Genomic DNA, 13916 nt, shown 5'->3' on the forward strand with positions numbered 1-13916 from the left:
TCAGGATTGGCTTGACGCGGACGCGCTCGCGGCCTGAATGCGCGTCCCCGTTGTCGTGGCGATCCAGATTCCGGCAAAGACCGCGACGATGCCGGCTGCCAGATTCCAGCGCAGCGGCTCCTGCAGCAGCCAGGCGCCGACCAGCGACGCCGTGATCGGATTGACCGTCACCGAGATCGCCACGCGAGTCGGCGTCGTTCGCTCCAGCGCGAAGGCCCAAAGATAGAACGTCAGCGCCGCGCCGAAGGCGCCGAGATAGAAGGCCGCCAGCCATTGCGGCGCACCGAAGCCCGCGACCGGGGCAAAGCTGCCGCGGAGATAGGAGAGCAGGATGAGGCAGGCCGCGCCCGCCGCCATGCTCATCGTCGTGAAGCCGATCGGACTGGAGCGGCGGATCAGCGGCTTCGACCAGATGCCATACAGTGCCATGCAGAGCGCGGCGGCGACCATCAAGAGATCACCACGCCAGGCGCCTGCAGGCGCCGAGGTCAGGTCGGTAAGCAGCGCGACCGCAACCCCCAATGTCGCCACCACAACGCCGACGGATTTGCGCAGTGTCAGCGCTTCGCTGCCGAGCGCGGCCCCGATCACCAGCGTCAGCAGCGGTAGCGTCGACAGGGCGAGCGCACCGCGCGCGGCGGTCGTGAAGATGAGCGATGCATTGAACAGAATTGGAAACAGGGCGAAGAACAGAAAGCCGAGCCCGGCTGCGGCGGCCCAGTCCGCTCGCTGCGGCCAGCGATCGCCGCGCAGGATCGTCAGCGGCAACAATGGCAAAAAGCCGATGCCGAAGCGGAACGAGCCGATCGCGAGCGGATCGATCGCACTGACGAGATAACGCGTGGCGCCGATCGAGGTGCCGCCCAGCGCACTCGACAGCACAGCGGCCAAGACGCCGGAGATCTCGCCCATGTCCTTCCCCATTCACGATTATGCAAACAGCATAGGAGGCGCGCCGAAACAGGGAATGGAATTTCCGTCATGCTGGGATAACTTTTCATCATGACCGCGCCCGATCTCGATCCCGACCTTCTGAAGGCGTTCCTCGCCGTCGCCGAGCATCGCTCGTTCACGCTTGCCGCAGCGGCGCTCAACCGGACCCAATCGGCCGTGAGCGTCCAGATCAGGCGCCTTGAGCAGCGGCTCGGCACAAGGCTATTCCACCGCACGAGGGCCGGCGTCGCTCTAACGGCGGCCGGTGAAGAGCTGCGCGGATATGCGCGTCGCATTCTCGCGCTCAACACTGAGGCGGTCGGCGCGCTCCGCGCGCGCAAGATCGACGGCGTGGTCCGGCTCGGCGTGATGGATGATTACGGCACAATCGTCATTCCGCCATTGCTGGCGAGCTTTGCCAAAAGCCACCCGCAGGTGCGAGTCGAGATCGAGACCGGACTGACCGCGACGATGCCGGCCCGGCTCGGCGAGACTTACGACCTCGTCATCGCCATGCATCCGCAAGGCCGCGGCGACGGCGAGCTGCTGCGTTGTGAGCAGGCGGTCTGGGCGGCGGCCGCCTCATATCCGGCCGCGGCGCAAGATCCGCTGCCGGTCGCGCTCTACCCGCCGGGATGCCTGTTCAGGCAGTGGGCCGCGGAGGCGCTCGACGCCGCCCGCCGACCGTGGCGGCTCGCCTTTGTCAGCCGCACCCTTGCGGCGGTGGAAGCGATCGCGGCCCAGGGCCTCGCGGTGACCGTGGTGAAGGCCGGCACCCTGCCTGCCCGCCTTCGCCCTCTCAGCGTGCGCGACGGTCTGCCGCCGCTGCCTGCGGCCGACATTCGCCTTCATCGCGCGCCCAATCTGTCACGCGCATGTGCCCTGCTGGCGGATCATTTGCAGTGGAGCATTTCAGAATCGGCCCCCATATGTTGACCTGAAGCGTCGCTGCACCGCCGGACTTGGCCGGGTCGGCTGCAAGGCCGCGAGCCACAACCAAGGCGGATGAGCCGTGAACATTTCCTTCTATGACCTGTCGGTCTGGGTACTCCCGCTGGTGCTTGCCATCACCTTCCACGAAGCCGCGCATGGCTTCGTGGCGCACCGTCTCGGCGACGATACCGCCTGGAAGCTCGGCCGGGTCAGCTTCAACCCGCTCCGGCATATCGATCCATTCGGCACTTTGATCCTGCCGGCGATGTTGTTGTTTGCGCATTCGCCGTTCCTGTTCGGCTATGCCAAGCCGGTGCCGGTGAATTTCCGCAAGCTCAACAATCCAAGGCTCGACATGGTCTGGGTCGCGCTGGCAGGTCCGGCGACGAACATTCTGCTCGCACTCGTCACGGCTCTCGCCTTCCACGCCCTGCCCTGGGTGCCCGCCAGTTCGGCGCAATGGGTCGTCGACAATCTCAAGAATTCACTCGTGATCAATGCGGTGCTGGCCGTGTTCAACATGATGCCGATCCCGCCGCTCGACGGCGGGCGGGTCGCGGTCGGGCTGTTGCCGCGGCCGCTCGCCTTGCCGCTGGCGCGGCTCGAGCCGTTTGGCATGCTGATCCTGATCGGACTGCTGATCCTGCTACCGCTGGCGGGTTCCCAGTTCGGTCTAAATCTTGATGTTATTTCAGCAATACTGCGGACGTTGACCGGTTATGTGATTCAGGCTGTTCTCTTGCTGACCGGCAACGCGTAGTTGATTGAGACATCTGAAGACGAGCCGAAGGGCCAGAGGCCAACTTGGTCAAAGCTGCCGATATGCTGATCGCGCGACGAGCCGATACCCGCGCCCGCGCCGATTTTGCCACGTGGAAGATGATGGCCAAGCTCAACGGGTTGTCGGCCCTGCCTCCGGACGCGCAAGGCTTCCTCGCGAGCTACAAGAACCTTCTGGAGCAGATGAGCGAGACGGAAGCGACCGAAACCACCATCGCGGCGGTCTACAAGGCCTATTATGCCGAGATGGGTGGCGCGGGAACCGCACCTGACGTCCGCCCGCGCACGGCCGAGCCGGTCACGGACAATGTCACCGCGTTCCGGCGGCCAGCGCCCAAGCCGAAGAAGGCTCCGTTCGGGGCAGCGGCATACAGCGGAACCCAGAAGCGGCCGCTTCCGGTCGCCCTGATCTTCGCCTGCCTGGTCGTGGTCTACGTCGCGATCCGCTACTACTGGCGCTGACGGCTACCCCAGCTATTTCGGCTTCTTGAAGTTCACGGGCAGGCTGAAGGCGAACTGATCATCCGTGAGCTCGGCCGGCGGAACCGGCACCGGATCCGAACGGCGCACCATGGCTACGGCCTCATTGTCGAAAACGGTGTCGCCGGAGGACTGGGTCACATCGACCGAGACGACATTGCCGCGGCGGTTCAACACCAGGCTGAGTACGACGGACGCCGTCTTGCTCTTCTCCTTGGGATAGCGCTTGTGAAGCTCGAAATAGGCGCTGATCCTCTTGCCCCACTCGGCCGTCAGCTTGCGAATGTCCTTGCCGATGCCCCGGTTCGGTGCAGCGGCCTTCTCATCCTCGCGCGCGTTCTCATCCAGCGCCTGCTTCGCCGACTCCTGGGCATTCGGCATTTCCTCGACGGCCTGGGTTTCAACCTTGGCCACCTTCGTGTTTTCCTCAACCGGCTTCTTGGAGTCGTTCTCGGTGACGACCCGGTCCGGGTCTTCGGCTTCCTGAGGCCGATCCTTCGGTAGATCGGTCTCCTTCACCTCGGCCTGCTGCTGCATTTGCTGCGGCTGGAACTGCGAGGCCTCACTGTCCGGGCCCGGCGGCAGATCCGTTTCCGGAAGCTTCGGCGAGGTCATCTCGACGGCGTATTCCGCACCATTGGCCCCGAGGCCATCGTCACCGTCGTCGGCCCGCAGGTTCGCCAGCGCCAGCGCGGCACCGCCAAGATGCAATGCGAGCGCGGCCACCGCGGCCAGAATCCACAGCCGCCGGGATGGTTTCACCTCGATCAAAGGATCAGACATCGCGCTGCCATCAGGGCTGGGGCGCCCCTTGGGACGGCCCAGCCGCCGCAGGAGCCGCTTCGAGCGCCACCAGCTTGACCCGAGAATAGCCGCCGGCACGCAGGATTTCCATCACGCCCATCAGCTCGCCATAAGGCACGGCACGATCGGCGCGCAGGAACACATATTTGTCCTTGCTCATGTCGGCCATCCCGTTGAGGGAGCCGATCAGCTCGGTTCGCTTGACCGGATTCTCTCCGATCGCCAGCGTCAGGTCGGATTTGATGCTGACATAGGTCGGCTTGTCCGGCTTCTTTTGCGGCGTCGAGCTTGAAGTCGGCAGGTCGATCGGCAGGTCGACCGTCGAAAGCGGTGCAGCGACCATGAAGATGATCAGCAGCACCAGAATGACGTCGATGAACGGCGTGACGTTGATGTCATGCGTCTCGGAGAAGTCCGCATCGTCGTCGAGGTCATTGTCTGCGATCGAGGCGCCCATGGTTTACTCCGCCGCGCGCGAATGCATGGTGCCGTGCGTGCGATCGAGATCGCGCGAGAGAAGCCGGGCCGAAGCGCCGGAGGCGCGGCTGACCAGCTCGAGATAGCTCTTCGTCACGCGCGAGAAGTGATTGTAGACGATGACCGCCGGGATGGCAGCGACGAGGCCGATCGCGGTCGCCAGCAGTGCTTCGGCGATGCCGGGCGCGACGACCGCGAGGTTCGTCGTCTGCGACTTCGAGATGCCGATGAAGCTGTTCATGATGCCCCACACCGTGCCGAACAGGCCGACGAAGGGCGACGTGGAGCCGATGGTCGCCAGCACGCCCATGCCGATGCGGATGCGCCGCTGCTCCGCGCGCACGATCTCGGCGAAGCTCGAGGCCGCGCGCTCCTTGATGCCGGCATCGCTGGAAAGACCGGCCGACATCCTCGCCTCGCGCAGCGCTGCCGCGAGGAAGGACGGCAGTATCCCCTGCTTGGTGCCGAGCGCCATCTGCGCTTCAGCGAGCGAACGCGCCTCCGCAATCTTCTTCAGCGCCGAACGGAGCTTGCCGGAGGCAACCGACAGCTCGATCGACTTCGCGATGAAGACGGTCCAGGTCACGAGCGAGGCGAAGGCGAGCCCGATCATCACCGCCTTCACGATGATGTCCGCGGACATGAACATCACCCAGGGCGACAATTCCTTCATGACCGGCCCAGCCGATTTCTGCGCGCGGTCGGCGGACGCCACCTCGCCGGCTGCCGGACCAGCATCGGTCGAGGACGCGGCGGGCGCGGCGGCCGGCGTGGAGACAGCCGGCGTCGTGGCCGCGGGGGCCGCGGTCGATGGCGCGACCGGCGCCACCGCGCTTGGCTGCGGCGCCACGGGAGCCGGAGCGGCCACGGGCCGCTGAGCCGCCGCTGGCGCCGGCCCCGCCGGCTGGGTTTGTTGCTGGGCAGATACAGGGGATGCGAGCCACGTCGCCGCCATCAGCACGGCTGCGGCAAGGCTTGCTTGGAGAGATGTGGTCTTCATACTTCTGCCCAGTAGCGAATGAGATTGTGATAGATGCCCGTCAATTTGACCGTTTCGGGATCGTCGCGCCCGAGCCGTTCCACCAGCGCCTGGATGGCGGTGTCGAGGTCAAAGATCATGCTGCGGGCGTGGTCATCCCGTATCATGCTCTGAAGCCAGAAGAAAGACGCAACCCGGGCCCCCCGGGTCACCGGCGTCACGAGGTGCAGGCTGGTCGAAGGATACAGCACACAGTCGCCCGCCGGTAACTTCACTTCATGCGAGCCGTAGGTGTCCTCGATCACAAGTTCGCCACCGTCGTACTCTTCCGGCTCAGCCAGAAACAGTGTGACCGACAGATCGGTTCGGATGCGAAGGCCGGTCAGGCGGTCGCCGCGGATCGCGTTGTCGACGTGCAGGCCGAAATGATGGCCGCTGCTCGCCGCATAGCGGTTGAACAGCGGCGGGAAGATCTGCAGCGGGATCGCCGCGGCGAGGAAGCGCGGGTGCGACGTCAGCGCCGAAATGATGCGGTTGCCGAGCTTGCGCGCGACCTCGCTGTCCGGCGGCAACTGCTCGTTGCGCTTGACCATTGCTGACTGCGCGCCCGCGGTGGAACGGCCGTCTTCCCATTCGCTGGCGTCCATGATGCGGCGGAAGTCCGCTACATCATCCTTGCTCAGGACGCCTTCTATGCATGTCAGCATGGCACCTCGTCATGACTCCATCAGTAGCGCGCCGAGATCACCAGATAGGCGGCACGCCCTGGGGCCTCCAGCACGAACGGCGCAGCGCTCTGGTACAGCGCGTCGTAGTAGCGCTTGTCGAAGATGTTGTTCACGAACAGCTTGGCCGTCCAGTTCTTGTTGATCTTGGCTTCCGCGAACACGTCGAAACGCCAATAGCTCGGAATCGATGTGCCCTGGTTGGCCGCGAGGAACGTGCCACCATAGATCTTCGAGCGATAGACGGCCTGACCGCCAAGTTCCCACGTGTCGGTCAGCTGGTACTTGCTGAGCATACTGAATGACTGATGCGCCACGTTCGCGAGGGGCAGTCCAACGTTCGTGGTGTAGAGGGTCGTGTTGGCCGGCGGGATCAGCGACTTTGTTACTTCCGACTGCATCAGGACGAGACCGCCGAAGACACTCCACTTGTCGGTGATCTTGCCGCCAACTTCAAGGTCAATGCCGCGAATGCGATATGCCGCGCCCGCGCTTATGCAGGAGACATTCCCTGACGTAGCCGTGTAGGGGCATGCTGCAGTCGCAGTGGCTGCCGTGACGTTACGCGACTCGCGGGCATTTTCCTTTTCCGTCTGGAAGAGCGCGGCTGTCACCAGCAGACGCCGGTCGAACAGCTCCCACTTGGTACCAAGTTCAATCGCCTTGTTCTTTTCCGGACCGAATATCTGAGGGGGGGCGCCATTCAACACCGGCGCAAGGCCTCCGTACTGAATGCTTGTGCCGTCAAATTCGGCACCGACCGGGTTCGACGAGGTCGCGTAGGCCGCGTAAACGCTTCCATTCGGCAATGGCTTCAGGGTGACGCCAAGATTGAAGTTCGGCATCCCGTAGTCTTGTTGTTGCTGGCCGAAAGCGTTCAGGGTTCCTCCATTGACCGAACCCCAACCGTTCACCTTGATATTATAGTCGTCGTAACGGACACCACCGTTCAGGATCAGCAGGTCGTTATAGTTGGCCGTATCCAGCGCGTAGACACTCTTGGTGTCGATCCGAATGTTTGTCGGCTTACCTGTAAGGCCGCCGGGGATTCCGAACGGAAGGTTCGTGTATTGTGGATAGAACACGCTAACGCCAGACAATGAATTGCCGGTGAAGCCACCAGGAAGCGCTTCCGAGGCAAGGCCAGTATAGCTGTCGATGGACGACGTTTCGTGATCATATTCAAAACCGGCGAGCGCCGTGTGCTTAAACCCGACACCATCGTTAAACTTGTAGGTCGCCTCCGTCTGGTTGGCGATCACATCCGTTGCCTGATAGCGGCTTTGCGGATTGGCAGTAAGAGTCGATGCTGAGAGTGGAGTTTGGATCTGCGGATTTTCCGGGAGCGTTCCGATGTAGTTTTGAGTGGAGTGAGAATCCCGGAACCGGTTGGTGAGAAGCAGATCGGGCGTGACCTGCACCTCGGCATTGAGCGAGCCGATGTCCTGGCCAGTCCGATAGAAGTCGCGATTGACGAATCCGTACCAGTTGTTGCGGTTGGAGCCGAAGTCCGGGAACGGGCCACCGGCGGTGCTCGCCGTGCTCGGCCGGTAGTACGGCACGCCGAAGTCCGGCAGGCCGGTCAACTCGGTATGGATGTAGCCGGCGGTGATTTTAACTGCATCCACCGGCTTCCAGGTTGTGGCAACGAACGCGCCATCGCGATTGTCTTTCACATAGTCTCGACCAGCGACACCGGCATCCTGGAACAGCCCGCCTGCACGCACCGCCCAGGTCGGATCGATCACCTGGTTGACGTCGAGGACCACGCGCTTGGTGCGATCGGTCCCAAACGTGGTGTCCATGTTGTAGAAGTTGCCTGCTGTCGTTGCCTGCTTGGTGACGATGTTGATCGCGCCGCCGGCCGTGCCGCGACCGGCGAAGGACGACGCCGGACCGCGCAGGATCTCGACCTGTTCGGTGAAGAAATTCTCGCGCACGCTGACGCCGGCATCGCGCACGCCGTCGATGAAGATGTCGTTGCGGGCATCGAAGCCGCGGATGAAGAAGCGGTCGCCAAACGCGTTGCCCCCCTCGCCCGTGCCCAGCGTTACGCCGGCCGTGCTGAGAATCGCCTGCTTCAGTGTCGTGGCGTTCTTGTCCTCCAGCACGTCCTTTGTGAGCACTGTGATTGATTTGGGTGTATTGAGGATCGGCTCGGGAAATTTACCCGACGCCTGCACGCGGTTGGCCATGTAGGGCGCTGCCGGATTCGCGTATGGATCGGCATCTGGCGCAACAGCATTTGCGGACGGCGCCTGCGCCGTCTGCTGGCGCTGTGCTGCGCGCCGCAGCGCGGTGCGGGCGCGGATCTGCTCGGGTGACGGCTTCGAGGCCGCAGGACGCGGACGCTCCTTGGGCGCATCGACCGTCACCGGGGGCAGGCTCGACTGCTGCGCCTGCGCTCCGGTTGAAACCGATGCGACCGCGATCAGGCTCGCAACGGCGGAGACCGTCTTGCCCGTTGCAGCGTCGAAATTGTTCTCGAAAGATTTTCTCGCCGCAGCCGAACGCAATGACCGCGGTGCCCGAACGCCACCCATTTCAAGCCCCACCACATGAAGACGATTGATCGCATTGTGACAACGCGACGCGTCGTTGGTATCGAGCGGGATAGATGGGGTCAACGTGACGACGGCCGCGATGCGGTTGAATCGCTCCATTTCAAAACGATTCTAAACTTGTCGACGCCTTGCAATTTGAAACGGTTCTAAAGTTGTAGTTTTTAAGCGTTCTAAACTGCACTTGAATTATTTATTGAGCCGCGCTCGTTTCGCCAGTTGTTCGCGCGCTCACGCGGCAAATGCAGAGGGCGTATCGCATCTCTCGCTTCGGCGCCTCTCATCTTGCAGCGATCAATCGCTGCTCGGCGGCTTCATCAACGAGAACAATTCGTCGACGGTTCGCTGCGCGGCCGCACGGACACGATCGGTGTTGTCCATGCCGGCGATGTTGACGCCGTTCACGACGGCTTTGATCTCGTCGCGAAAGTCGGTGAGGAAGCGCAAGGGATCGCGCTGCTCGTTGGCGACGCGCGCGATCAGGCCCGTGATCAGAATCTGACACGCGATCATCTTGCCGTTCAGCTCGTCCATTCTGCGCTCCCGTTGTGGCGGCGCTGATATGAACGAGGCCGATTTTCCTGACAACCGAAACGCTGCGGGAGCGATTTAGAACCGTTCTCGCCAAGGCCATGCCGGCGACTTCGCGCGCGCCGCCTGCACTCGCGCAGCGCGTTGCACGAGACCATGCGCGGGCATTTCAGATCGGCTGCCGGCCGTTTGCGCGCTGAAAATGCAGCGCTGCACGCTGTCGCGCCAGGCCGCCCGAAGCCGGTGCAAAGCTTTCCAATTGTTTAGGATTCTCAACCGATAGTGCTGTTTACACTGGAACTTGGCGTGTATTATACAAGCGCGCTGGAACCCTACGATTGCCTCACAATTCGTAGTTTTGGGCATACGAGCCGATAACGAGCCGAAATGAAAAAATCACGGCCGATCCTCTGGATTTTGATCATCGCGGCCGTGGGCTCCGCGGGCTATTACGGGTGGCAGCGATACTCCGCTGCTGAGGCCGGAAAAGCCCAGACCGCACAGAAGGGTCCGGCGCGGGCACCCGCCATTCCTGTGAGCGTTGCGCCGGTCGAGAAGACGGATTTTCCGGTCTATTTGACGGGTCTCGGCACGGTTCAGGGCTTCAACACGGTGCAGGTCCGGACCCGCGTGGATGGCCAGATCGACAAGATCGCCTTCACTGAGGGCCAGATCGTCAATCAGGGCGATCTCCTGGTCGAAATCGATCCGCGGCCGTTCCAGGCCGTGCTCGACCAGGCCAAGGCCAAGAAGCAGCAGGACGAGGCCAACCTCGCCAACGCCAATCTCGACCTGCAGCGCTATACCAAGCTCGGCGAGTTCGCGACGCGGCAGCAGACCGATACCCAGCGCTCCACCGTCGCCCAGCTCACCGCCCAGATCGCCGCCGACGAAGCCGCGATCGCTAACGCCCAGACCCAGCTCGACTATACCCAGATCAAGGCGCCGATCACCGGCGTCGCGGGCCTCCGCCAGGTCGACATCGGCAACATCGTCAACGCCGTTACACAGACCGGGATCGTCACGATCTCGCAGATCGAGCCCATCTCGGTGATCTTCACGGCGCCGGAGGATCAGCTTCCCTACATCAGCGAGGGGCAGAAGGCCGGCGCACTCAAGGTGATCGCGCTCACCACCGACGGCAAGAAGACGCTTGCGGAAGGCAAGCTCGCCGTCATCAACAACCAGGTCGATACGACCAGCGGAACTATTCGTCTCAAGGCGGTGTTCGACAACAAGGACCACAATTTGTGGCCGGGACAGTCGGTTTCGACACGGCTGCTGGTGCGCACCCTCAAGGATGCGACCGTGGTTCCGGATGATGCGGTCCAGCATTCGACCAATGGCCTGTACGCATATACCGTCAACCAAGAGAACAAGGCCGAGCTGCGCAAGATCAAGGCCAGCTACTCCATCGACGGACGTTCCGTCGTTGATGAAGGGCTGACGCCAGGGCAGCAGGTGATCACCGGCGGTCAATTCAAGGTACAGCCGGGAAGCCTCGTCACCACGACCGTGGCGAGTTCGGATCCCGGCCAGAACAAGGTTCGACAGGAATGACCGAGGGCGGGATTTCGGCACCTTTCATCCGTTATCCCATCGGCACCTCGCTGCTGATGGCCGGCATCCTCTTTGTCGGTCTCGTCGCCTATCCCCTGCTGCCCGTCGCGCCGCTGCCGCAGGTGGACTTCCCGACCATCCAGATCACCGCGAATCTGCCCGGCGGCAGTCCCGAGACCATGGCCTCGTCGGTGGCGCAGCCGCTCGAACGGCAATTCGCCCAGATTCCCGGCATCGCCCAGATGACCTCGACGAGCTATCTGGGCACGGCGTCGATCACCATCCAGTTCGACCTCAACCGCAGCATCGACGGCGCCGCAAACGACGTGCAGGGCGCGATCAACGCGGCGAGCGGCCAGCTGCCCAAGAACCTGCCCTCGCCGCCGACCTACCGCAAGGTGAACCCCGCGGACGCGCCGATCCTGCTATTGTCGGCGACCTCGGACACCCTGCCACTCACCAGCGTCAGCGACGCGGTCGACGCCCAGCTTGCCCAGCAGATCAGCCAGCTTTCCGGCGTTGCGCAGGTCTTCATCGGCGGTCAGCAGAAACCGTCCGTCCGCGTCCAGATCGATCCCGCGAAACTCGTCGCCAAGGGCCTGTCGCTCGAGGATGTGCGTAGCCAGATCGCGATCGCCACGGTCGACAGCCCCAAGGGCAACATCGACGGCGAGAAGCGCGCCTTTACGATCTACGCCAACGACCAGCTCACCCAGTCAAAGGACTGGAACGACGTCATCATCGCCTATCGCAATGGGGGCCCCTTGCGGATTCGGGACATCGGCCAGGCCGTCACCGGTCCCGAGGACGCCAAGCAGGCAGCCTGGGCCAACGGCAAGCGCGGCGTGTTCCTGGTGGTGTTCAAGCAGCCCGGCGCCAACGTCATCGAGACCGTCGACCGGATCAAGGCAACGCTGCCCCGGCTCGTCGCGGCGATCCCGCCGGCCATCAAGATCGAGGTCATCAGCGACCGCACCACGACCATCCGCGCCGCGGTCGAGGACGTCCAGTTCACGCTGCTTCTGACCATTGCCCTCGTGGTCATGGTCATCTTCATCTTCCTGCGCAGCTTCTGGGCGACCGTGATTCCGACTGTCACGGTTCCGCTGGCGCTCCTTGGCGCCTGCGCCCTGATGTGGGTTTTTGGCTATTCCTTGGACAATCTCTCACTGATGGCGCTGACGATCGCGGTCGGTTTCGTCGTCGACGACGCCATCGTGATGCTCGAGAACATCACGCGCTATATCGAGGAAGGCGCTTCCCCGCTGGCCGCCGCCTACAAGGGGTCGAAGGAAATCGGCTTCACCATCGTGTCGATCAGCGTCTCGCTGGTCGCCGTGCTCATCCCGTTGCTGCTGATGGGCGGCATCATCGGACGCCTGTTCCGCGAATTCGCCGTCGTGCTGGCGATGACGATCTTCGTCTCGATGTTCGTGTCGCTGACGCTGACGCCGATGATGGCCTCACGCTTCCTGCGCGCGCATGGTGAAGTGACCCACGGCAAGTTCTACCAGTGGAGCGAACGCGCCTTCGACGCGATGTTGCGCGGCTACGAATACGTCCTCGATCACGCCCTGAGCTGGCGGCGCACCACGCTCACGATCTTCTTCGCGACACTGGCCCTGTCGGTCTATCTGTTCGTCCTGATCCCGAAAGGCTTCTTCCCGCAGCAAGACGTCGGCCTGATCACCGCGACGTCGGAAGCCTCCCAGGACATCTCGTTCGCCGAGATGCAGCGGCGGCAGGTCGAGCTCGGCAAGGTCGTGATGGCCGATCCCGACGTCGCCTCGATCGCAATGAACATCGGCGGCAGCGGCCGCGCCGGCAACAACGGCAACATGTTCATCACGCTGAAGCCGCGCGACCAGCGCCAGGCCTCCGCGCAGCAGATCATCGGCCGGCTGCGCCCGCAGCTCGAGAAAGTGTCAGGCGCCCGCCTCTACATGCAAGCTGCCCAGGACGTGCGGCTCGGCGGCCGTCCGACCCGTACGCAGTTTGAGTTTACCCTGCAGGATGCCGATCTCGGCGAGCTCAACGAATGGGCGCCAAAAATCCTCGCCAAGATGCAGACGCTGCCGCAGCTGCGCGACGTCGCGACCGACCAGCAAACGCAGGGCACAACCGTCCAGCTCAAGATCAACCGCGACACTGCCTCGCGCTACGGCATCCAGCCGCAGCTGATCGACGACACGCTCTACGACGCCTTCGGCCAGCGCCAGGTCGCCCAGTACTTCACCCAGCTCAACAGCTATCACGTGATCCTGGAAATCCTGCCGGAGATGCAGGGCAATCTGGATTCGCTCAACAAGCTCTACCTGAAGTCGCCGCTGACCGGCGACCAGGTGCCGCTGTCGACCTTTGCGACCTGGACCACCGATCCGGTCCGGCCGCTCTCGATCAGCCACCAGGGCCAGTTCCCGGCAATCACGATCAGCTTCAACCTCGCGCAGGGCGTCGCGCTCGGTCAGGCCACCGAGGCGGTGCAGAAGGCAATGGCTGATCTGGGCGCGCCGGCGACGCTCAATTCGAGCTTCCAGGGCACCGCGCAGGCATTCCAGCAGTCGCTCGGCACCGTGCCGCTGCTGATCCTCGCGGCGCTTGTCGTGGTCTATCTGATCCTCGGCATCCTCTACGAGAGCTACATCCATCCGATCACGATTCTGTCGACCCTGCCCTCGGCCGGCGTCGGAGCACTCTTGATCCTGATGGCGGCCGGCTTCGACTTCAGCCTGATCGCGCTGATCGGCATCATCCTGCTGATCGGCATCGTGAAGAAGAACGGCATCATGATGGTCGACTTCGCCATCGCCGCCGAACGCGACGAGCACAAGACGCCGGAGGAATCGATCCGTCAGGCCGCGATCCTGCGCTTCCGCCCGATCATGATGACGACGATGGCGGCGTTGCTGGGCGGCGTGCCCTTGATGCTCGGCCACGGCACCGGAGCCGAAATCCGCCAGCCGCTCGGCTACGCCATGGTCGGCGGCCTGATCGTCAGCCAAGCGCTGACCCTGTTCACCACCCCGGTCGTCTACCTCTATCTCGACAAGTTCTCCAACCTGTTCTCGAGCGGGGGCCGTTCGGGCGATGGCGACGGGGACGAGGTGGCCGAGCACGGCACCGTCAAGGAAGCCGCAGAGTAAGCTTGCGCTA

General features: G+C 63.3%; 12 protein-coding genes. 5 read left to right on the forward strand and 7 right to left on the reverse strand.

Going from position 1 to position 13916, the window contains the following annotated elements:
* Entirely contained in the window at positions 1–912 is a 912-nt protein-coding gene (locus AXW67_RS24285) for a DMT family transporter (protein WP_063679891.1), read from the reverse strand.
* A gap of 90 nt (positions 913–1002) precedes the next feature.
* Here AXW67_RS24285 and AXW67_RS24290 point away from each other — a divergent pair, with 90 nt between their 5' ends.
* The 3 genes from AXW67_RS24290 to AXW67_RS24300 all read left to right on the forward strand — a co-directional run bounded on the left by AXW67_RS24290 (position 1003) and on the right by AXW67_RS24300 (position 3108).
* On the forward strand, positions 1003–1869 hold the full coding sequence (locus AXW67_RS24290) for a LysR family transcriptional regulator (RefSeq protein ID WP_063679892.1): 867 nt from the start codon (positions 1003–1005) through the stop codon (positions 1867–1869).
* Between the two features lie 76 nt (positions 1870–1945).
* The gene (locus AXW67_RS24295; protein WP_063679893.1) at positions 1946–2626 is read left to right on the forward strand and encodes a site-2 protease family protein; all 681 of its coding nucleotides are present in this window, start codon (positions 1946–1948) and stop codon (positions 2624–2626) included.
* A gap of 62 nt (positions 2627–2688) precedes the next feature.
* Complete coding sequence (locus tag AXW67_RS24300) at positions 2689–3108, forward strand: hypothetical protein (RefSeq protein ID WP_063679894.1); 420 nt, start codon at positions 2689–2691, stop codon at positions 3106–3108.
* A 12-nt stretch (positions 3109–3120) separates the two neighbouring features.
* Here the strand turns inward: AXW67_RS24300 and AXW67_RS24305 are convergent, their stop codons facing one another.
* The 6 genes from AXW67_RS24305 to AXW67_RS24330 all read right to left on the reverse strand — a co-directional run bounded on the left by AXW67_RS24305 (position 3121) and on the right by AXW67_RS24330 (position 9206).
* Positions 3121–3909 carry an energy transducer TonB gene (locus AXW67_RS24305; protein WP_027551597.1) on the reverse strand — a complete coding sequence of 263 codons (789 nt, stop codon included), beginning with the start codon at positions 3907–3909 and terminating at the stop codon, positions 3121–3123.
* Positions 3910–3919: 10 nt separating this feature from the next.
* Positions 3920–4387 carry a TonB system transport protein ExbD gene (exbD, locus tag AXW67_RS24310; protein ID WP_063679895.1) on the reverse strand — a complete coding sequence of 156 codons (468 nt, stop codon included), beginning with the start codon at positions 4385–4387 and terminating at the stop codon, positions 3920–3922.
* Positions 4388–4390: 3 nt separating this feature from the next.
* The gene (gene exbB, locus AXW67_RS24315; RefSeq protein WP_063679896.1) at positions 4391–5407 is read right to left on the reverse strand and encodes a tonB-system energizer ExbB; all 1017 of its coding nucleotides are present in this window, start codon (positions 5405–5407) and stop codon (positions 4391–4393) included.
* A complete protein-coding gene (locus tag AXW67_RS24320) occupies positions 5404–6093 on the reverse strand; it encodes a Fe2+-dependent dioxygenase (protein ID WP_063679897.1) in 690 nt (229 codons plus the stop codon). Before AXW67_RS24320 ends, exbB begins: the two co-directional genes overlap by 4 nt.
* Positions 6094–6113: 20 nt before the next feature.
* Positions 6114–8654 (reverse strand): TonB-dependent receptor, encoded by a 2541-nt coding sequence (locus AXW67_RS24325; RefSeq protein ID WP_063679933.1) that lies wholly within the window; start codon positions 8652–8654, stop codon positions 6114–6116.
* A gap of 312 nt (positions 8655–8966) precedes the next feature.
* Entirely contained in the window at positions 8967–9206 is a 240-nt protein-coding gene (locus AXW67_RS24330; RefSeq protein WP_063679898.1) for a hypothetical protein, read from the reverse strand.
* Positions 9207–9590: 384 nt separating this feature from the next.
* Here AXW67_RS24330 and AXW67_RS24335 point away from each other — a divergent pair, with 384 nt between their 5' ends.
* Together AXW67_RS24335 and AXW67_RS24340 are read left to right on the forward strand one after the other, a co-directional pair.
* Positions 9591–10763 (forward strand): efflux RND transporter periplasmic adaptor subunit, encoded by a 1173-nt coding sequence (locus AXW67_RS24335; protein WP_063679899.1) that lies wholly within the window; start codon positions 9591–9593, stop codon positions 10761–10763.
* Entirely contained in the window at positions 10760–13906 is a 3147-nt protein-coding gene (locus AXW67_RS24340; protein WP_063679900.1) for a multidrug efflux RND transporter permease subunit, read from the forward strand. Before AXW67_RS24335 ends, AXW67_RS24340 begins: the two co-directional genes overlap by 4 nt.
* The last annotated feature ends 10 nt before the right edge of the window (positions 13907–13916 follow it).

Source organism: Bradyrhizobium neotropicale, assembly GCF_001641695.1.
Classification (GTDB): Bacteria; Pseudomonadota; Alphaproteobacteria; order Rhizobiales; family Xanthobacteraceae; genus Bradyrhizobium; species Bradyrhizobium neotropicale.